Origin of the sequence: Mesorhizobium sp. M1182 (assembly GCF_040318335.1) — a bacterium.
In the GTDB taxonomy this organism is placed as follows: Bacteria; Pseudomonadota; Alphaproteobacteria; order Rhizobiales; family Rhizobiaceae; genus Mesorhizobium.
Map to the genome: position 1 here is coordinate 46314 of NZ_JAMYMD010000012.1, position 19533 is coordinate 65846.

Genomic DNA, 19533 nt, shown 5'->3' on the forward strand with positions numbered 1-19533 from the left:
ATGATTTGTCGGAACTGTCTCAATCGTCGCCGTACTGGAAAATCCGCCGCCAGGCCATTAAAACCTGCGGTAACCAGTCTCATCGGCGCGTGGCATTGTCCTGAAACAAGATTGATCCACATCAAGGGAATAGGCCACGTTCCGTGGTCGTTAGGAACAGGCTCGGGGCGTGGCATTTTGACCAAAAAGGCCAGGTGGACGACGAATGGGCCAATGACTATGATCCCGCGCAAAAATGGGAAGGCGACATGAACTATCAGCGGTTTTTCGAGGAAGCGATCGACCAGCTCCATGCAGAGCGTCGCTACCGCGTCTTCGCCGACCTTGAGCGTATCGTCGGGAAATTCCCGCGCGCCATCTGGCGCGCCAATGGCCGCGCCGAGGAAATCACCGTCTGGTGCTCCAACGACTATCTCGGCATGGGCCAGCATCCCGACGTCATTGCCGCGTTCCAGAAGGCGGCAGGCAAGATGGGGTCGGGGGCCGGCGGCACCCGCAACATCTCCGGCACCAGCAACCCGCTGGTCGAGCTCGAACTGGAGCTGGCCGACCTGCACGACAAGGAAGCCGCACTGGTTTTCACCTCCGGCTTCGTTTCCAACGAGGCGTCGATCTCGACCATTGCAAAGCTGCTTCCCAATTGCCTGATCATCTCGGACGAGCTCAACCACGCTTCGATGATCGAGGGCGTGCGGCGCTCGGGCGCCGAGAAGAAGATCTTCCGCCATAACGACGTCGCGCATCTCGAAAGCCTGCTGCAGACGGCCGGCCGCGAGCGCGCCAAGCTGATTGTCTTCGAGAGCGTCTATTCGATGGACGGCGACATCGCGCCGATCAAGCAGATCGTCGACCTCGCCGAGCGCTACAACGCCATGACCTACATCGACGAGGTCCACGCCGTCGGCATGTACGGGCCGCGCGGCGGCGGCATCACCGAGCGCGAAGGGCTGGCCGACCGCATCGACATCATCGAGGGCACACTGGCCAAGGCGTTCGGCACGCTTGGCGGCTACATCGCCGGCAACACTGCGGTGATCGACGCGGTGCGCTCTTATGCGCCGGGCTTCATCTTCACCACGGCGTTGCCGCCGGCGATCGCTGCCGCGGCAACCACCTCGATCCGCCATCTCAAGCGCTCGCAGGCCGAGCGCGATGCGCAGCTGCGTCAGGCGACACGGACCAAGCAAGTGCTGGCCGCGGCCGGCCTGCCGGTGATGGAGTCGCCTACCCACATCGTGCCCCTTCTGGTCGGCGATCCCGAGCTCTGCAAGATGGCCAGCGACCGCCTGCTCGGTGTGCACGGCATCTACATCCAGCCGATCAACTACCCGACAGTGCCGCGCGGCACCGAGCGGCTGCGCATCACGCCGACACCGTTCCATTCGGACGCGTTGATTGCGTCCCTGCAGGACGCGCTGGTCGAGACATGGGACGCGTTGGGGATTCCCTACGGTTCGGCGGGCCGACCGTCGGTCGCCAAGAGCGACCGCGTCATTCCGTTGCTGGTGCCGAAGTCGGGCGGCTGAAGCCCGTTTGAAACTCTACTCCGGCGGCCATCTGACGCGGCTTTCTGCGCTTCCGGTGCTCACGGACCCAAATGTCCGCTGCGCTCCGGTTCTCGAACCCACGCCAGCTGACTCGCCGGAGCGAGTTTCAACTCGGGCTTCGAGGCAGCTCACACATTCTTCATCCATTTCGCCAGCCGGTGTGCGGCTTCCTCGAGCTGGTCGAGACGGCGGTGGAAGCACAGCCTGAGGAAGGCTTCGCCGCCGGGGCCGAAGGCGGTGCCGGGAGCCAGGCCGACATTGGCGCGGTCGACCATGTCGAAGGCGGCGGCGCGGGAATCGGTGATGCCGTCGACCGCGAAGAACAGATAGAATGCGCCCTGCGGCACGGTGAACCGCGCCCTGCCGGTTTCGGCGAGAATGCCGCAGACCAGGTCGCGTGCCGCCCTCGCCCGCTCCACCTGCTCGACGATGAAGGCGTCGCCCTCATCGAGGGCAACAACGGCGCCGCGCTGCATGAACTGCGCAACGCCGGAAGTCGAATACTGGACCAGGTTCTCGAACACCTGCTGCAAGGCGGGATGGATCTTGATCCAGCCGATGCGCCAGCCGGTCATCGCCCAGTTCTTGGAAAAGGAATTGACGAACAGGATGCGATCCTCATCGACCATGATGTCGATGAAGGACGGCGCGCGACTATCGCCGTAATGAAACAGCGAGTAGATCTCGTCGGCGATGATCCACAGGCCCCTTTCACGGGCAAGGTCGAGGATCGCCTGCAGCGTCTCCTTGTCGGCGGTCCAGCCGGTCGGGTTGGACGGCGTGTTGACGAACAGCGCCTTGGTCCGTGGCGTGATCGCCGCTGCGATCTTGTCGACATCGCAAGACCAGCCATTGCCCGACTGGTCGAGCGTGACCGCGACTGGCACGGCGCCCGCGACGCCGGCGGCGGCGGCGAAGTTCGGCCATGCCGGCGACAGGTAGACGAGTTCGTCGCCCTTGCCGGCCACCGCATCGATGGCCATCTGGATGGCGTGCATGCCGGAGCCGGTGACGATGAATTCCTCGTCGGCGAAAGTCTTGCCGAAATGCCTGGTGTAGTAGCGGGCGAGCGCCTGCCTGAGTTCGGGAATGCCCCGCTGCCAGGTGTAGAAGGTCTCGCCGCCGGCGAGTGCCTTGGCGGCTGCATCGGTGATGAAGGCAGGCGTCGGCAGGTCGCCCTCGCCGGCCCAGAGCGGGATCATGCCGTCGCGGCCGCGGCCACGGTTCATGACGGCGACAATGCCGCTTTCAGGCGCCGCCCGCGCTTCGGCGCGCAAAGTATCGATCAGGGTCATGGATGGGTCCGTTTTCGTTTGCTCGACTGCTAGCGTGTTTCAGGGCGGACGAAAACAGAAAACCCCGGCCGCAAGCGACCGGGGTTTTGGTCCAGAAAGTTGCCGCAGGCGCTATTTTCTGGCGAGGAGATCGCGAATTTCGGTGAGCAGCGCGACGTCGGCCGGCGGCGGAGCGGCCGGGGCGGCCGGTTTCTCGCGCTCTAGCCGTTTGCGCAGATTGTTCACCGCCTTGACCATCAGGAAGATGATGAAGGCGAGAATAAGAAAATTCAGCGCCACGGTGATGAAGCTGCCATAGGCGAAGACCGCCCCCTGTTTCTTCGCATCCGCCAGCGAAGTTGCATTCACCGCAGAAGACAGGGGTATGAAGTAGTTGTTGAAGTCCAGTCCTCCGAAGATCGCGCCAACAATAGGCATGATGATGTCGTCGACCAGCGAGGTGACGATCTTGCCGAAGGCAGCGCCAATGATGACGGCGACGGCCAGGTCCATCACATTGCCCCTGGAAATGAATTCCTGAAATTCTTTCAGCATTCGACCCTCCTTGTCCTGACCGGCCGTTCTGCCGCTCCTCCGGCATCGACCGGCGGGCAGAATAGCAAAAACCTGCGGTTGCAACAGGATCAAAAGCTGGTTTCAGCCGGTCACGATTGCCCGACGCAGCCGATATAATACGCCGAAAGCCGCGATGGACTTGATCGCCAAGCTGTGATTGCGTCTGCAAGGCCGGATGAAAAAACCGGCGCAGGGAGGAAGTTCGAGGCGTGCAGGGCTGGTTCATCGTCATCATCGCGATCGCCTATGTGACGTTGCTGTTTGCTATCGCCAGCCTGGGCGACCGGCGCTCGACGTCATCGGGGCCTGGCCGCGCCCGGCCCTTCATCTATGCGCTCAGCCTCGCCATCTACTGCACCTCCTGGACCTTCTTCGGCTCGGTCGGGCTGTCCTCCGAGCGCGGCCTGGAGTTCCTCGGCATCTATATCGGACCGGTGCTGGTGTTCGTGTTCGGCTTTCCGCTGCTGCAGCGCATCGTCAGGCTGGCCAAGACCGAGAAGATCACCTCGATCGCCGACTTTCTCGGTGCCCGCTACGGCAAGAGTTTTGCTGTCGCGGCGATCGCCACACTGATCGCGACCATCGGTGCGGTGCCGTATATCGCGCTGCAATTGAAGGCGATCTCCGGCTCGGTCAGCCTGATGGTCGAGCACTATACCGGCTCGCCGCCGTCGTTCGATCCGTTCGTCAGTGACATCTCGCTGGTCGTGGCCATGCTGCTGGCGCTGTTTGCGGTGCTGTTCGGCACGCGCCATGCCGATGCCACCGAGCACCAGGACGGGCTGGTGCTGGCTGTGGCGGTCGAAACCGTGGTCAAGCTCGCCGCCTTCCTGGCGATCGGCCTGATGGTCACGTTCCTGATCTTCGGCGGGCCAGGCGATATGTTCGACCAGCTCGCCGAAAACACGCAGGTGCGCCAGGCGATGGGCTACAACACCTCGCTCGCTACCTGGCTGGTGCTGACATGCCTGAGCGGCTTTGCCATCCTCATGCTGCCGCGCCAGTTCTACGTCACCATCGTCGAAAACCGCAGCGAGGCCGAGCTGCGCACCGCGACATGGGTGTTTCCGCTCTATCTGGTGGCAATCAACCTGTTCGTGCTGCCGATCGCATTAGCCGGCCTGGAACTGGTCGGCCCCAGGACCAGCAGCGACCTTTACGTGCTGTCGCTGCCGCTGTTCAGCGGCCACGACGTGCTGGCCATGGCCGCCTTCATCGGCGGGCTGTCGGCGGCGACCGCAATGGTGATCGTCGAAAGCGTCGCGCTGTCGATCATGATCTCCAACGACCTGGTCATTCCGCTGTTCGTGCGCCGGCTGCTGCGGACCACGACATCCGAGAACGAGGACTGGTCAACGCTCATCCTCAATGTCCGGCGGGCGGCGATCTTCATCATGCTGTTCATCGCCTTTCTTTACTATCGCGAGAGCACCAACAGCGCGCGGCTGTCCTCGATCGGCCTGATGTCGTTCGCCGCGATCGCGCAGTTCGCGCCGGCAATGATCGGCGGCCTGGTCTGGCGCGGCGCCAACGGAAGGGGTGCCGCACTTGGCATGGTCGCCGGCATCGTCGTCTGGAGCTATACGCTGCTGCTTCCCTCGCTCATCGCGCCCGATACCGGCATCCTCGTCCACGGCCTGTTCGGCTTCGATGCATTGCGGCCGCAGGCTCTTTTCGGCACCGTCGCCGAGCCGCTGAACCATGGCGTGCTGTGGAGCCTGTCGATCAACACGCTGTTTTTTGTGTTCGGCTCGCTGTCGCGCGCCTCAGTGCCGCTGGAACGCATCCAGGCATCGATCTTCGTCCCGCGCGAGGCGGGCCCGCTGCCGAGCCTGCGCCGCTTCCGCACCACCATAACCGTCAACGACCTCAAGGACACGATCGCGCGCTATCTCGGTGTCGAACGCACCGAGCGGTCGTTTCAGTCGTTCGAAAAGAGCAGCGGCACTTCACTGCACGGCAACGAACAGGCCAGCATGGATGTCATCCGCTTCTCCGAGCAGCTTCTGGCCAGTGCCGTCGGCTCCTCTTCGGCGCGGCTGATCCTGTCGCTGCTGCTGCGACGCAACGACCGCGAATCCAAGGACGCCTTCCGCCTGCTCGATGACGCCACGGAGGCGCTGCAGCACAATCGCGATCTGCTGCAGATCGCACTCGACCAGATGGAACAGGGCATCACTGTCTTCGACCGCGATTTCCGGTTGATTTGCTGGAACCGCCAGTACCGGGCGCTGTTCGACCTGCCCGACGAGATGGGCCAGGTCGGCGTCTCACTCGATCGTATCCTGCGCCACCTTGCCGAGCGCGGTGACATACCGGCAGACCAGCGCGTCACCATGCTCAACCGCCTGACCAGCTTCGTCAGCCCATGGCAGATGGAGCTGAAGACCAGCGGGCGCATCCTGGAATTGCGCTCCAATCCGATGCCGGACGGCGGCATCGTCGCCACCTACGCCGACATCTCTGGACGCGTCGAGCAGGATCTGGCGCTGAAGCGCGCCAACGAATCCCTGGAACAGCGAGTGAAGAGCCGCACCGCCGAGCTCACCCGCGTCAATGAGGAGCTGGCGCAGGCGCAGATGCTGGCCGAGGAGGCCAATCTCGGCAAGACCCGCTTCCTCGCTGCCGCCGGCCACGACATCCTGCAGCCGCTGAACGCCGCCCGCCTCTATTGCTCGTCACTGATCGAGAAGACTGGCAAGGGACCTGCCGGCAAGGCGGCGATGAACATCGAATCGTCGCTGGAATCGGTCGAGACCATCCTCGGCGCAGTGCTCGACATTTCGCGCCTCGATGCCGGCGCGATGAAGCCGGACGATACGAGCTTCGGCCTCGACGGGCTGCTGCGCCAGATCGGCAACGACTTCCGGCCGCTTGCCGCCGAAAAGAAGCTCGAACTCTCGATCATGCCGTCGTCGCTCAGCGTCATGACGGACCGCAATCTGCTGCGCCGGCTGATCCAGAACCTGGTTTCCAACGCCATTAAATATACGCGCCGTGGCCGCATCCTGGTCGGCGCGCGGCGGCGCGGCGAACTGGCCGAGATCCAGGTTATCGACACCGGCATCGGCATTGCCGGCGACAAGCTCAACACCGTGTTTCGCGAATTCACCCGGCTCGACGAGGGCGCACGCGAGGCGGAAGGCCTCGGCCTTGGGCTCTCCATTGTCGACCGCATCGCCCGCGTCCTGCGCCTCGAAATCCGGATCTTCTCCAACCCAGGCAAGGGCACACGCTTTTCCGTGTTGCTGCCGGTGGTGGCCGTGCAGGCACCGCGGCGCGAGGCCGAGGCGAAGCCGCCTGCCCGTGCCGCGGCCTCGCTTGCCGGGCTCCATGTGCTCTGCATCGACAACGACGCCCGCATCCTCGACGGCATGCGGCTGCTGCTCGAGGGCTGGGGCTGCAGCGTCGACACGCTTTCCGGCGCGGAGGATCTCGAGAGGTCCGGCGTGCATCGGCCGGACATCGTGCTTGCCGACTATCATCTCGACAACAGGACCGGCCTCGAATTGATCGCCCAGTTGCGTGCGATCCATGGCGAGGACCTGCCGGCCGTGCTGGTCACCGCCGACCGCTCCAGCGAGGTTCGCGCCGCTGCCGGCAGGCTCGACGTGCCGGTGATCAGCAAACCACTGAAACCGGCGATGCTGCGCTCGATGATGGCCAGGGTCAGGCCGCTGGCGCCGGCGGCCGAATAGGAATCAGCCGGCCGCCTGAACCGGGTCGCTGCCGATTTTGGACAAAAGGATGACCGCCTGGGTGCGGCTGTCGACGCCGAGCTTCTGCAGGATAGCCGAGACATGCGCTTTGATCGTTGCTTCGGAGACCCCGAGCTCATAGGCGATCTGCTTGTTGAGCAGTCCCTCAGCCAGCATGCCGAGCACGCGCGTCTGCTGTGGGGTCAGCGCCTGCAGTCGCTTGATCAGGTCGGAAATCTCGGGATCGCGCTCGACGCCGAGATCGACCCCGGCGGGTGCCGCGATATCACCTGCGAGCACCGACTGCACCGCATTGCGGATCTCCTCCATGCTGGCCGATTTGGAGATGAAGCCGGAGGCGCCGAGATCGAGCGCGCGCCGGATCGTCACCGGATCGTCATGCGCCGAGACCACCATCATCGGCACCGCCGGATGGATGCCGCGCAACGAAATCAGGCCGGAAAGGCCGCTTGCCCCCGGCATCGAGAGATCGAGCAGCACCAGATCGACGTCCTCATTGGCCAGGACCAGCGCCTTGGCGCTTTCGAAATCGCCGGCCTCGTGAATGGCGGCAACGTCTCCGATGCCCGCGAGTGCCTCCCTCAATGCACCGCGAAAAAGCGGATGATCGTCGGCAATGACGAATGTGTAGCCCAACGGTGATATCCCTCCCCGAATCCCGTTGGCGATTTTCCGCCTTGCAGGATCTGAACGATCATAACGCTACGCCTGCTGTTCGGCGTGGCCGGCTTGCTATTCCCGCCCCAGGTCTTTTTGCGAATTGCCTAGGTCTTTTGCGAATTGGGCTTGGCGCCGTCTTCGTCCTTGTCCATGTCCTTGACGATGTCCATGAAGCTGCGCAGGAAGCGCTCCATGTAGCCCATCGTCTTGTTGAAATCCTCCTCGCTGGGCAAAGTCGATTCGAAACGCGCGGCAAGCGAATTTTCGAGCTTGGCGACGCGCTCGTCGAGCGCCTTCACCGAATTTTGCAGCCGGTCGACCTCATCCTGGAGGGCGGCACGTTCGTCGGCCGCCGTCTTGCAGACGAGCTGGCCGGAGCGTTCCTCGCAGAGCGACATGGCGCCGGTTTGCGTATCCATGCGGACATAGCCATTGGCCGATTTCTCCAACCGGTAGCGATCGGCTTCCTCGGAAAAGGCCGACGCCGCGATAAGCGACACCACTGCTGCGGGGATCAAGACGTGTTTCAGACGCATGTTTTCCTCCATGAGCCAGTCAGCGCAATCTATCACAGTTTGCGCCTGAAATGGGGACGAACCTGAAATGGGGAAGAACACGGGCCTGCCCTTCCCCGCGTGGTCGGTTCGGACTATAGCGCAACCATGTCCGAGATCATCTACAAGATAGTTCCCAAGGCGCTGTGGCGCGAGGCTGAAAGAGAAGGCCGCTTCACCGGCGCGCCTATCGACGTTGCCGACGGCTTCATCCATTTTTCCACCGCCGGGCAGGTTCGGGAAACGGCAGTAAAACATTTCGCCGGCCAGGCCGGGTTGCTGCTGGTTGCCGTCGACAGCGCGCGCCTCGGCGATGCGCTGAAATATGAGGTCTCGCGCGGCGGCGCCCTGTTCCCGCATCTCTATGGCGGGCTCGGCCTCGATGCGATCGTTTCGGTGCAGGCATTGCCGCTCGGCGCTGACGGCCGGCATGAATTCCCGGCGCTGGAGGCCGAATGAGCGCGTTCGACCGGATCGGCCAGAAACTGCTGTTCACGCTCGATCCGGAAACCGCGCATGGGCTGTCGATTGCCGCGCTGCGATGCGGGCTGCCGGTCGCCGGTCGTCCGCCGCAGGACAACAGGTTAAAGGTCAGCCGTTGCGGGCTGGATTTCCCGAACCCGCTCGGCATGGCCGCGGGTTACGACAAGAATGCTGAAGTGCCGGACGCGCTGCTCGGCCTCGGCTTCGGCTTCGCCGAGGTCGGCACGATCACGCCGCTGCCGCAGACGGGCAATCCGAAGCCGCGCATCTTCCGGCTGCCTTCGGACGGGGCGGTGATCAACCGGCTGGGCTTCAACAATGAAGGCCACGCCGCCGCAGAGAAGCGTCTTGCCGCCCGAAAAGGCCGCCCCGGCATCATCGGCATCAACATCGGCGCCAACAAGGACAGCGCCGACCGCGTCAGTGATTATGAGCGCGGCGTGATCCGGTTCGCGCGATACGCCGGCTATCTGACAATCAATATCTCCTCGCCGAACACGCCGGGCCTGCGCAATATGCAGGCGCGCGAACAGCTTGGCGAGCTCCTGTCGCGGGTCATGGCCGCGCGTGCGGCGGCACCGGCAAAACCGCCCGTGTTCCTCAAGATCGCGCCGGATCTGGTCGAGGCCGAGCTTGAGGACATCGCTGCCGAGATCAGCGACAAGCAAATGGACGGCGTCATCGTCTCCAACACAACGATCGCGCGAGCCGGCCTGAGCAGCGCCGGCCTTGCCGGCGAGACCGGCGGGCTTTCGGGGAAACCCTTGTTCGAGCGCTCGACTATCGTGCTGGCAAGGATGCGAAAACTGCTTGGCCCGGATCCTACTATCATCGGCGTCGGCGGCGTCGATTCCGCCGAGACGGCGCTGGAAAAGATCCGTGCCGGCGCCGATCTCGTCCAGCTCTATACCGGCATGATCTATGCCGGGCCCGCGCTGCCGGGGCGCATTCTTTCCGGCATGGCCCGTTTCATGGACAATCAAGGGCTGAAGTCGCTGTGCGAGCTTCGCGACAGCCGCCTCGATCACTGGGCGGCGAAACCGCTTTAGCGATCAGTTAAAGGCTGTGCGCACCCGCAGCCGCAATATGGCGAGCAGGCTGAAGCCGCGTACCAGCAGGAAGACATGCAACGCCGCCCACAAGCCGTGATTACCGAAGGCCGGCGCCAGGATCAGCAGCGCGGCGCTGAACGCCAGGAATGACAACAGCATCATGTTGCGCATGTCGCGCGACCATGTTGCGCCGATGAAGACACCGTCCATCTGGAAAGCCAGCACGCCGCTGAGCGCGGTGAACGCCGCCCAGGGCAGGTAGATGTCGGCAATGGCGCGGACGTCCGTCGAGGTCGTGATCAGGGCGATCAGATCCGTGCCCTCCAGCAGGAAGAAGAGCGTCGCCGCGCCGGCCAGACCGAGCCCCCAAAGCAGCGTCAGACGCACCGCCTGATCAAACGCCGTGGCGGCACGGGCGCCGATGGCGCGCCCGGCGAGCTGTTCGGCAGCGGTGGCGAAACCATCGAGGAAATAGCCGGCAACCAGGAAGAGGTTCATCAGCACGGCGTTGGCGGCCAGCGTCAGAGTGCCGAATTGTGCGCCCTGGCGCGTGAACAGCGCGAAGGCGGCGAGCAGCGAAAAGGAGCGGATCATGATATCGCGGTTGAGCGACATCATGCGCAGGAATGCCGGCAGATCGAGGACGCGGTGGCGCGGCAGCCTGGGCGCCGCCCAAAAGCGCCGGCCGACAATGGCGAGACCAAGCAGCATGGCGACGAATTCGCCGGTGACCGTTGCCCAGGCAACGCCGGCAACGCCCCAGCTGAGCTCCAGGCCAAGCAGGAAGCAGAGGGCGATGTTGATGCCGTTCAGCATCAACTGCAGCATCAGCCCGAGCCCGCCCTCGCCGCGCCCAAGCACGTAACCGAGGATGGCGTAATTGATCAGCGAGAACGGTGCCGCGAGCATCCTGATGCGGATATAGACGTCCATCGCCGCGCTGACGCGCGGTTCGGCGCCTATGAACCATTGCCCGGCGGTGGAGACCAGCGGCGCAAGCGCGGCAAGCACGAAGCCGGCGACGACCGCGATCAGCACGGCGCGCCAAAACACCGCCTGCTCCTCCAGCGCATCGCCGCGCCCGAAGGCCTGGGCGACGAGGCCGGTGGTGCCGGAGCGCAGGAAATTGAAGGTGGTGAAGACGACATCGAAGATCAGGGCGCCGGCCGCCAGGCCGCCGAGAAGGGCGGCGTCGCCGAACTGCCCAACCACCGCCGTGTCGACAATTCCAAGCAGCGGCGTCGTCAGATAGGCAAGCGTCATCGGCACGGCGATGGCGAGCACCGAGCGGTTGGTGACGACGAAGGCCCCGGCTTCGGTGGTGTGGGCTTCGATGGGTAAAGCCTGCTCCAAACGCGTGTTGCTTCCTGTTGCGGCTTGATCGGCCAGCCGATGTGCCCCAGTTTGCGGACCTCGCGCAACCATCCACGCCGCTATGGTCAACCGAAATCCGCCTCTGGCGCACCGGCCGCCCCATGCCCCTGCAGATCGTTCATCATCCCGACTACGACGCCGGCTTCGCCGTCAACCACCGCTTCCCGATGAGCAAATATCCGCGGCTGATGGATGCGTTGCGGGCACGCGGCCTGGCGCAGCCCGAAGCGCTCAACATGCCGGAGGCGGCGCGGCCATCATGGCTGAAGCTTGCCCACGCGGTCGACTATGTCGACCAGGTGCTTGCCTGCAAAGTGCCGGTGGCGATCGAGCGCGAGATCGGCTTTCCCGTGGGGCCGCGGGTTTCGCTGAGGGCGCAGCTCGCAACGGCCGGCACGGTGCTGGCGGCGCGGCTGGCGTTGCTGAACGGCATCGCCTGCAACACCGCCGGCGGCAGCCATCATGCACGGCGCGCGCAAGGCGCCGGCTTCTGCACCTTCAACGACGTAGCCGTTGCCGCGCTGGTGCTGCTCGCCGAAGCTGCTGTCCAAAACATCCTGGTCGTCGACCTCGACGTGCATCAGGGCGACGGCACGGCGGATATCCTGAACGACGAGCCGCGCGTGTTTACCTTCTCCATGCATGGCGACCGCAACTACCCCGCGCGCAAGATCGCCTCCGATCTCGATGTCGCCCTGCCCGACGGCGCCGGCGATGCAGCCTATCTGGAGCGGCTGGACGCCATCCTGCCGGAGCTGTCGGCCCGGAGGCGCTGGGGCCTCGCCTTCTACAATGCCGGCGTCGATGTCCATATCGAGGACCGGCTCGGCAGGTTGTCGCTCACGGATGACGGGCTGCGCGCCCGCGATGATATGGTGATCCGCCATTTCCGCACGCTTGGCATACCGGTATGTGGCGTTATCGGCGGCGGCTATTCGACGGATGTCGCAGCACTTGCTGCACGGCACGCCATCCTGTTCGAGGTGGCGGCGGGCTACGCCTGAAAATTCACCTCCGGTAGTTAGCGATCCTGAGCAGGATGAAGGCCGGCACGACGATCGCGGCACCGAGCAGGATGTAGCCGAGAAAGCGGTCGATGGCGTGGAAGCCCATATTCCACAGGTCGGTGAAGAATTTGCGGATGCCGTAAAGCACATCCATCGGCGACCAGCCGAAGGCATTCATGACCAGCCCGACGAGGAACGACACCACAAGCAGCTTCAGGATCACCCGGAGCGGCGTATCGCCGAGAAAGCGGTTCAGTGCGGACAAGGCTGTCTCCACAGTCGGGTGCCGCGATTCGGGCACATGCCTAGAAATACGCAGTTGGTCGTCCGGCATCAAGCCGAGCCCTCAAACCGGATTGCGCATCGGCGCCGGGCCATGATATCGGAGGAACCAGCGCGGGTATGATGTAATGGTAGCTTGTCAGCTTCCCAAGCTGAACGCGCGGGTTCGATTCCCGCTACCCGCTCCAGCTTTTGCCCCCCGGTGCATTGCACTTGTTCTGGCCAAGCTGAAAAACCAGCGGATTTATAGGCAGTTTTACAGCCCGGGCTGGCCGTCTTTCATCTGTTTGGCCGATGTGCCAGTTCGTGGAATATCTCACATTGAGGGTCGGCGGGGCCTCGAATGACCCCAACCGGAAAGTCTACCCTTGGTCCGCTGGCTTCTGCTGGCGGGCCTTTTTTGAGCATCAGGCAGTAGTGGCCGACGTGCATCGGCGCCGCTGCTGGCGGGCCTGTCTGGTCGTCTGGCCGGCCACGGGATGCGCTCCGCTTGCCGCTCCAGCCCTTATCCCACCTCCCGCAGAATAAAGTCGTGCAGCATCTTGGCTGCCGGTGACAGCGCGCGGTTCTTCACCGTGATCAGGCTGTAGGGCCTGACCTCGATGTCGAATTCAGTCTGGACAACATCGATGGCGCCGGCCAGGCCTTCGGGGTTCTGGATGAACTTCGCGACCTGGATCGAAACCGGCGCAATGGCGTCGGATTGCGCGACCATGACCAGAGTCAATAGCAGCGAGCTGGTGTTGAGGATGCGGTCCGGCAGCGCGATGTTGCGGTTCAAAAAGTTGCTTTCCATCGCCTGGCGCAGCGGCGAGCCGCCCGACTGGAAAACCCAGTCATAGGCGGCGGTGTCTTCCAGCCGCACCGCCTTGCCCTTGGTCAGCGGGTGGCCGCGGCGCACGATCAGGCAGGCTTTCTCGACGCCGATGACGCGCGCTTCGAACAGCCGCGGATTGAGGTCGTCGGGGATGCGGGCGATGATGAAATCGTGGCGCGAGGCGATCAGCTCGCGTGCCAGGACGTTCGAGGTCTCGACCTGCATGGTGATTTCGATGCGCGGATAAAGGCGCCGGATCTCGCGGATCGCCGGCACCGCCAGCTCGATCGCCGGTGCTGTCACCGCGCCCAGGAATACCGAGCCGCCCTTGCCCGCCTTGAGCTCGAAAATCTCGCGGTCGACCTCACGCATCTCGAGCAGGATCGATCGCGCGCGCCGTGCCAACGCCTTGCCATAGGGTGTCAGCGTGATGCCGCGCGGCAGCCTTTCGCAGAGCTTGACGTCGAGCACGGCCTCCATCTCGGCGATCATGCGCGAGGCCGCCGGCTGCGAGATGTTCATGACCTGGGCCGCGGCGCTCACTCGGCTGTGCTCGTCGAGGGCTGCGATCATACGCATGTGACGCAGGCTCAAGCCGCTGCGCAGCAAGGTTCCGCCATCACCCGGGATTTCATCGTAACTGGCTGATATTCCGCCAGGATTTCGCAGCGCTGCCATGATTCTTCCCTACTCTTACGCCCGGCGCCCTGGCAGGATCCGGCAGCGTCGTCACTAGCCTAAGCCATATCAGTCTCGATATAGCAACCATCAAAGATCGCATTTGACAGTTATGGCAAAGCGACACACCCTTCGCGCGTCCTGAGGCTTGACGGTCGGTGACGAGGGAAAACTCGTATCGATTGAAACCAGAGTCTCGGGGCCGATTGGGAGGATACCGGAGATCGATTGACGGCAGCGGCGCGTTTGGCGCTCCTGCACGATTGCGCGGCCCACGAAACCCAAGGGTACGCGTCCATCAACCAGGGAGAGTTAATGTGAAGATTATCAAGACACTGGCCGCCGTCGCGGCCCTAGGCATCGCGGCCATGACGCTGCCGGCGCAGGCGGGCGAAGGCCTGATCGGCGTGCTGATGCCCACCAAGACCTCGCAGCGCTGGATCAACGACGGCGACGCCGTCAAGTCCCAGCTCGAGGCTCTGGGCTACACTGTCGACCTGCAGTACGCGCAGGACGACATTCCGAACCAGCTCAGCCAGCTGGAAAACGAAATCACCAAGGGCCCGAAGGCGCTGATCATCGCTTCGATCGACGGCACCACGATGGGCGATGCGTTGCAGAAGGCGAATGACGCCGGCGTTGTCGTCGTCGCTTACGACCGCCTGATCAAGAAGACGCCAAATGTCGACTACTACACCACCTTCGACAATTTCGGCGTCGGCGTCATCCAGGCCAAATCGCTGCTCAAGGGTCTCGGTTATCCCGAGAAGAAGGGCCCGTTCAACATCGAGCTGTTCGGCGGTTCGCCGGACGACAACAATGCGTTCTTCTTCTATAACGGCGCCATGTCGGTTCTTCAGCCGCTGATCGACGACAAGACCCTCGTCGTGAAGTCCGGCCAGATGGGCATGGACAAGGTCGGCACGCTGCGCTGGCTGGCGGCAACCGCCCAGGCCCGCATGGACAATCTGCTCTCCGCCAACTACTCGGACGGCAGCCGCGTCGATGGCGTGCTCTCGCCCTATGACGGCCTGTCGCGCGGCATCATCGCTTCGCTGCGCGCCGTAGGCTACGGCACCGCCGATCAGCCATGGCCGATCGTCACCGGACAGGACGCCGAGACCGCTTCGGTCAAGGCGATCATCGCCGGCGAACAGTATTCGACCGTGTTCAAGGACACCCGCGAACTCGCCAAGGCGACGGTCGAACTCGTCGACAAGGTGCTCTCGGGCGGCAAGCCGGAAGGCCTCGACACCACGACCTACAACAACGACGTCAAGGTCGTTCCCTCGATCCTGTTGACACCGCACGACGTCGACAAGTCGAACTATCAGGCCCTGGTGGTCGATTCCGGCTACATCAAGGCCGAAGAGCTGAAGTAATCGCGGTTACAAAGCCTGGGGTCCTGCGCAGGCAGGGCCCCTTTTCGTTGGCGAGCCAGCCCGGTATTGTTTGCGGACCTCGCAGGAGTGGTATTCTCAATGGCATCGACGATTTTGGAGATGCGCGACATCACCAAGACGTTTCCCGGCGTCAAGGCGCTGTCGAACGTCAAGCTCATGGTCGAGGAAGGCGAGATCCATGCCGTGGTCGGCGAGAACGGCGCTGGCAAGTCGACGCTGATGAAGGTGCTGTCGGGTGTGTATCCGTCCGGCACCTATGATGGCCAGATCATCTATCGCGGCGATGAGTGCCATTTCAAAGGCATCCATGACAGCGAGCGCAAGGGCATCGTCATCATCCACCAGGAGCTTGCGCTGGTGCCGATGCTGTCGATCGCCGAAAACATCTTTCTCGGCAACGAGCACGCCAGATACGGCGTCATCGACTGGAATGCCAATGAGGCGCGCACCAGCGCCCTGCTCAAGAAGGTCGGCCTCAAGGAAGACCCCAACACGCTGATCACCAATATCGGCGTCGGCAAGCAGCAGCTGGTCGAGATCGCCAAGGCGCTCAGCAAGGAAGTGAAGTTGCTCATTCTCGATGAGCCGACCGCGAGCCTGTCCGAAAAGGACAGCCAGGCGCTGCTCGATCTGCTGCTCGAATTCAAGCGGCAAGGCATCACTTCGATCCTGATCTCGCACAAGCTCAACGAGGTGAACCGGGTCGCCGACAAGGTCACCATCATCCGTGACGGGCGGACTATCGAGACGCTGGCCAAGAAGGACATCTCGGAGGACCGCATCATTACCTCGATGGTCGGCCGTTCGCTCGACGACCGCTATCCGCCGCGCGAGCCGAAGATCGGCGAGACCGTTCTCGAAGTGAAAAACTGGTCGGTCTACCACCCCATCCATGCCGAGCGGCAGGTCATCAAGGGTATCAACCTCAACGCCCGCAAGGGCGAAGTGGTCGGCATTGCCGGGCTGATGGGTGCCGGCCGGACCGAGTTTGCCATGAGCCTGTTCGGCCGGTCCTATGGCCGTCGCATCACCGGCGAGGTGTTCCTCAACGGCAAGCCGATCGACGTCTCTTCGGTGAGCAAGGCGGTGGAACACGGCATCGCCTACGTTACCGAGGACCGCAAGACCTACGGGCTCAACCTGATCGACCACATCAAGCACAACATCACGCTGGCCAACCTGCCCGGCGTGTCGCGCCACGGCGTGATCGACGATTTGCGCGAGCTTTCGGTCGCCAACGATTATCGCGGCAGGACCAATATCCGCGCCTCGAGCGTCTACCAGATGACCGGCAACCTTTCTGGCGGCAATCAGCAGAAGGTGGTGCTGTCGAAATGGCTGTTCGCCAATCCGGAAGTGCTGATCCTCGACGAGCCGACACGCGGTATCGACGTCGGCGCCAAGTATGAAATCTATACGATCATCGCGCGTCTCGCCTCCGAGGGTAAGGCAATCATCGTCATCTCGTCGGAAATGCCCGAACTGCTCGGCATCACCGACCGCATCTACGTCATGAACGAAGGACGCATCGTCGGCGAAATGGCGGCAAGCGACGCCAGCCAGGAAAAGATAATGCGCGCCATCGTCCGCGGAGAAGGAAAAGCATCATGAGCACCGAAAGCGCTCCCGGGCCGCAGACCGGCGTTGCCCAGGATCTACAACAGGGACCTCGCATTGCCGTCTCGGCGCTGGTCACCAACCTGCGCGAATACGGGTTGGTGCTGGCGTTGATCGCAATCATGGTGTTCTTCCAGTTCACCACGTCCGGAACGCTGTTCAAGCCGGTGAACCTCAGCAATCTCGTGCAGCAGAACAGCTTCATCATCGTGATGGCGCTGGGCATGCTTCTGGTGATCGTTTCGGGCCACATCGATCTCAGCGTCGGCTCCGTCGCCGGCTTCATCGGCGCGCTGGCGGCGATGATGATGGTCATCTGGCCGCTTGGCCCATTGAGCAATCCGCTGGTGGTGTCGATCATCTGCCTGATCGTCGGTGGTGCGATCGGCGCGGCACAAGGCTACTGGATTGCCTATCACCGAATACCGAGCTTTATCGTCACGCTGGCGGGCATGCTGATCTTCCGCGGCATCTGCCAGGCGCTGCTGGGTGGCGGGTCTTCGGTAGGGCCGCTTCCCGTCGGCTTCAAGGCGCTCAGTTCCGGCTTCATTCCGGACCTGATCGGCCCATTGACGCTGATACCGCCAACCGTGAACGCCGCCGGCAAAACCATTGTCGGCAGCGGCCTGACGCTGCACCTGACGACGATCGTGATCGGCCTCGTCGCCGTGCTCGCCTATGCCTATTTCGGGCTCAGGGCACGGCGCACCCGCGAGAAGCATGGCTACGAAGCCGAGCCCTTCTCGCTGTTCGTCGTCAAGACCCTGGTGATCAGCGCGCTGGCGCTGTTTCTCGTCTACCAATTCGCCACCTATAGGGGCCTCCCCATCGTTCTCATGGTGATGGGCGTGCTGATCGCGTTGTTCGTCTTCGTTACCAAACGCATGACGATCGGCCGTCGCATCTATGCGATGGGCGGCAATGCCAAGGCAGCCCAGCTATCGGGCATCAAGACCGAACGGCTGACGTTGATGGTGTTCATCAATATGGGCGTGCTGTCGGCACTCGGCGGCCTGATTATCGCAGCGCGCCTGGGGCAGGCTGTGCCGGCGGCCGGCCTCGGCAGCGAGCTCGACGTCATCGCCGCGGTGTTCATCGGTGGCGCTTCGGCGATGGGCGGCGTCGGCCAGGTGATCGGCGCGGTGGTCGGCGGCTTCATCATGGGCGTCATGAACAACGGCATGTCGATCATGGGCGTCAATGTCGATTGGCAGCAGGTGGTCAAAGGCCTGGTGCTGCTCGGCGCCGTCGTCTTCGACGTCTACAACAAGAACAAGGCTTGAGAGGCAACCAGGAGGCATACGGGTCACATCGCACGTTGCCGGGCGGCGCAAAGAAGTCCCCCGAGGGACCTGATCCGCGAGCGCAATCCGGACGAAGAATTTCAACCGAGGCGCGGACAGGGTCCGGGCCGCGCAGGGTAGGGTTTGCCGAGAAAGGGCAGGCCAGCCCACAATTCAGAGAGGGTTACCATGCTGATCTCACAAATCCTCGACGACGCCGAGACGATCCGCGTCGTTGCCCGCAACGGCGGCAAGACCCGCGTCATCAACGGCGCCCGCAGCGTCTATTCGCTGGCGATGGAAGCCGCGCGTACCGGCAGCGGGCTTGTCGCCCTGATCGAGCGCAAGGGCTTCGGCGAAACCGTCGACCTCGACGCTGCCTACAAGAAGGGCCGGCTGCTGTCGCCGATCAACCATCCCGATCCGGCGCATCTCCATCTCACCGGCACCGGGCTGACGCATCTCGGCTCCGCCGCGACCCGCGATTCCATGCACAAGAAGCTCAGCACGGACGGCGAGGAACAGCTGACCGATTCCATGAAGATGTTCCGCATGGGGCTTGAGGGCGGCAAGCCGGCGAAGGGCCAGATCGGCGTGCAGCCGGAATGGTTCTACAAGGGCAACGGCACCATGGCGGTGGCGCCCGGGGCGGCGCTTATGTCGCCGGCCTTCGCCCAGGATGCCGGCGAGGAGCCGGAAATCGCCGGTATCTATGTGATCGGCGACGACGGCGCCCCGTTCCGCGTCGGCTTCACGCTGTCTAACGAGTTTTCCGACCATGTCACCGAGCGTGTGAACTATCTCTTCCTTGCCCATTCCAAGCTGCGCAACGCTTCGTTCGGGCCGGAGATCCTGATCGGCGATCTGCCGTCCGATATCCGCGGCGCTTCACGCATCCTGCGCGACGGCAAGCTGCTTTGGGAAAAGCCGTTCCTGTCGGGCGAGGCGAACATGTCGCACACCATTGGCAATCTCGAGCATCACCACTTCAAATACTCGGCCTTCCGCCAGCCGGGCGACGTGCATGTGCACATGTTCGGCACGGCGACGCTGTCCTTCGCCGACGGCATCAGGACCGAGGCCGGCGACGTATTCGAAATCGAGGCGCAGGATTTCGGCCTGCCTTTGCGCAACCCGCTTGAAATCGAGCAGCCGGTGAAGGTGGTGGTGAAGGCGTTGTAAACTGGTGACATAATTCAGGGGCGAG

General features: G+C 63.3%; 16 protein-coding genes and 1 tRNA gene. 10 read left to right on the forward strand and 7 right to left on the reverse strand.

Annotated elements, in window-relative coordinates:
- Nucleotides 1–248: 248 nt before the first annotated feature.
- On the forward strand, nt 249–1526 hold the full coding sequence (hemA, locus tag NKH33_RS16565) for a 5-aminolevulinate synthase (protein ID WP_352448656.1): 1278 nt from the start codon (nt 249–251) through the stop codon (nt 1524–1526).
- 149 nt (nt 1527–1675) lie between these two features.
- Here the strand turns inward: hemA and NKH33_RS16570 are convergent, their stop codons facing one another.
- A complete protein-coding gene (locus NKH33_RS16570) occupies nt 1676–2842 on the reverse strand; it encodes a pyridoxal phosphate-dependent aminotransferase (RefSeq protein ID WP_352920638.1) in 1167 nt (388 codons plus the stop codon).
- 111 nt (nt 2843–2953) lie between these two features.
- Nucleotides 2954–3376 (reverse strand): large conductance mechanosensitive channel protein MscL, encoded by a 423-nt coding sequence (gene mscL, locus NKH33_RS16575; RefSeq protein WP_352920703.1) that lies wholly within the window; start codon nt 3374–3376, stop codon nt 2954–2956.
- 230 nt (nt 3377–3606) lie between these two features.
- On the opposite strand from mscL, the gene NKH33_RS16580 reads away from it, so the two are divergent.
- The gene (locus NKH33_RS16580) at nt 3607–7095 is read left to right on the forward strand and encodes a PAS domain-containing hybrid sensor histidine kinase/response regulator (protein WP_352920640.1); all 3489 of its coding nucleotides are present in this window, start codon (nt 3607–3609) and stop codon (nt 7093–7095) included.
- 3 nt (nt 7096–7098) lie between these two features.
- On the opposite strand, the gene NKH33_RS16585 is transcribed toward NKH33_RS16580, so the two are convergent.
- On the reverse strand, nt 7099–7761 hold the full coding sequence (locus tag NKH33_RS16585) for a response regulator (protein WP_502893818.1): 663 nt from the start codon (nt 7759–7761) through the stop codon (nt 7099–7101).
- A 119-nt stretch (nt 7762–7880) separates the two neighbouring features.
- A complete protein-coding gene (locus NKH33_RS16590) occupies nt 7881–8312 on the reverse strand; it encodes a hypothetical protein (protein ID WP_352685293.1) in 432 nt (143 codons plus the stop codon).
- A 126-nt stretch (nt 8313–8438) separates the two neighbouring features.
- On the opposite strand from NKH33_RS16590, the gene NKH33_RS16595 reads away from it, so the two are divergent.
- Both NKH33_RS16595 and NKH33_RS16600 read left to right on the forward strand, forming a co-directional pair.
- Complete coding sequence (locus NKH33_RS16595; protein WP_352685292.1) at nt 8439–8789, forward strand: DUF952 domain-containing protein; 351 nt, start codon at nt 8439–8441, stop codon at nt 8787–8789.
- A complete protein-coding gene (locus NKH33_RS16600) occupies nt 8786–9862 on the forward strand; it encodes a quinone-dependent dihydroorotate dehydrogenase (RefSeq protein ID WP_352685291.1) in 1077 nt (358 codons plus the stop codon). Before NKH33_RS16595 ends, NKH33_RS16600 begins: the two co-directional genes overlap by 4 nt.
- Before the next feature lie 3 nt (nt 9863–9865).
- On the opposite strand, the gene NKH33_RS16605 is transcribed toward NKH33_RS16600, so the two are convergent.
- Nucleotides 9866–11290, reverse strand: coding sequence for an MATE family efflux transporter (locus NKH33_RS16605; RefSeq protein ID WP_352920705.1), 1425 nt, complete (start codon nt 11288–11290; stop codon nt 9866–9868).
- Between the two features lie 50 nt (nt 11291–11340).
- Here NKH33_RS16605 and NKH33_RS16610 point away from each other — a divergent pair, with 50 nt between their 5' ends.
- The gene (locus NKH33_RS16610) at nt 11341–12243 is read left to right on the forward strand and encodes a histone deacetylase family protein (protein ID WP_352920643.1); all 903 of its coding nucleotides are present in this window, start codon (nt 11341–11343) and stop codon (nt 12241–12243) included.
- Nucleotides 12244–12247: 4 nt separating this feature from the next.
- Here NKH33_RS16610 and NKH33_RS16615 read toward each other — a convergent pair whose 3' ends face one another.
- The gene (locus tag NKH33_RS16615) at nt 12248–12511 is read right to left on the reverse strand and encodes a DUF6460 domain-containing protein (RefSeq protein WP_352920645.1); all 264 of its coding nucleotides are present in this window, start codon (nt 12509–12511) and stop codon (nt 12248–12250) included.
- Between the two features lie 131 nt (nt 12512–12642).
- Between NKH33_RS16615 and NKH33_RS16620 the strand changes: the two genes are divergently transcribed.
- A tRNA-Gly gene (locus NKH33_RS16620) sits at nt 12643–12716 on the forward strand.
- A 317-nt stretch (nt 12717–13033) separates the two neighbouring features.
- Here the strand turns inward: NKH33_RS16620 and NKH33_RS16625 are convergent.
- Nucleotides 13034–14023 (reverse strand): LysR family transcriptional regulator, encoded by a 990-nt coding sequence (locus NKH33_RS16625; protein ID WP_352685289.1) that lies wholly within the window; start codon nt 14021–14023, stop codon nt 13034–13036.
- A gap of 317 nt (nt 14024–14340) precedes the next feature.
- On the opposite strand from NKH33_RS16625, the gene chvE reads away from it, so the two are divergent.
- The 4 genes from chvE (at nt 14341) to araD1 (ending at nt 19508) form a co-directional block, all read left to right on the forward strand.
- Nucleotides 14341–15405 (forward strand): multiple monosaccharide ABC transporter substrate-binding protein, encoded by a 1065-nt coding sequence (chvE, locus tag NKH33_RS16630; protein WP_254816339.1) that lies wholly within the window; start codon nt 14341–14343, stop codon nt 15403–15405.
- Nucleotides 15406–15504: 99 nt separating this feature from the next.
- Entirely contained in the window at nt 15505–17037 is a 1533-nt protein-coding gene (gene mmsA, locus NKH33_RS16635; protein ID WP_023677359.1) for a multiple monosaccharide ABC transporter ATP-binding protein, read from the forward strand.
- Nucleotides 17034–18326: a multiple monosaccharide ABC transporter permease gene (gene mmsB, locus NKH33_RS16640; protein ID WP_292659525.1), complete on the forward strand. Its 1293-nt coding sequence runs from the start codon at nt 17034–17036 to the stop codon at nt 18324–18326. The genes mmsA and mmsB overlap by 4 nt, the downstream gene beginning before the upstream one ends.
- A 189-nt stretch (nt 18327–18515) precedes the next feature.
- Nucleotides 18516–19508, forward strand: a complete 993-nt coding sequence (gene araD1 / locus NKH33_RS16645) for an AraD1 family protein (protein WP_352920647.1) — start codon at nt 18516–18518, stop codon at nt 19506–19508.
- The last annotated feature ends 25 nt before the right edge of the window (nt 19509–19533 follow it).

What these genes read in the sequence shown, in the direction of transcription:
- hemA (WP_352448656.1), top strand. Translation starts at nt 249, where the DNA reads ATGAACTATCAGCGGTTTTTCGAGGAAGCGATCGACCAGCTCCATGCA.
- NKH33_RS16570 (WP_352920638.1), bottom strand. Translation starts at nt 2,842, where the DNA reads ATGACCCTGATCGATACTTTGCGCGCCGAAGCGCGGGCGGCGCCTGAA.
- mscL (WP_352920703.1), bottom strand. Translation starts at nt 3,376, where the DNA reads ATGCTGAAAGAATTTCAGGAATTCATTTCCAGGGGCAATGTGATGGAC.
- NKH33_RS16590 (WP_352685293.1), bottom strand. Translation starts at nt 8,312, where the DNA reads ATGCGTCTGAAACACGTCTTGATCCCCGCAGCAGTGGTGTCGCTTATC.
- NKH33_RS16595 (WP_352685292.1), top strand. Translation starts at nt 8,439, where the DNA reads ATGTCCGAGATCATCTACAAGATAGTTCCCAAGGCGCTGTGGCGCGAG.
- NKH33_RS16600 (WP_352685291.1), top strand. Translation starts at nt 8,786, where the DNA reads ATGAGCGCGTTCGACCGGATCGGCCAGAAACTGCTGTTCACGCTCGAT.
- NKH33_RS16605 (WP_352920705.1), bottom strand. Translation starts at nt 11,290, where the DNA reads ATGGTTGCGCGAGGTCCGCAAACTGGGGCACATCGGCTGGCCGATCAA.
- NKH33_RS16610 (WP_352920643.1), top strand. Translation starts at nt 11,341, where the DNA reads ATGCCCCTGCAGATCGTTCATCATCCCGACTACGACGCCGGCTTCGCC.
- NKH33_RS16625 (WP_352685289.1), bottom strand. Translation starts at nt 14,023, where the DNA reads ATGGCAGCGCTGCGAAATCCTGGCGGAATATCAGCCAGTTACGATGAA.
- mmsA (WP_023677359.1), top strand. Translation starts at nt 15,505, where the DNA reads ATGGCATCGACGATTTTGGAGATGCGCGACATCACCAAGACGTTTCCC.
- mmsB (WP_292659525.1), top strand. Translation starts at nt 17,034, where the DNA reads ATGAGCACCGAAAGCGCTCCCGGGCCGCAGACCGGCGTTGCCCAGGAT.
- araD1 (WP_352920647.1), top strand. Translation starts at nt 18,516, where the DNA reads ATGCTGATCTCACAAATCCTCGACGACGCCGAGACGATCCGCGTCGTT.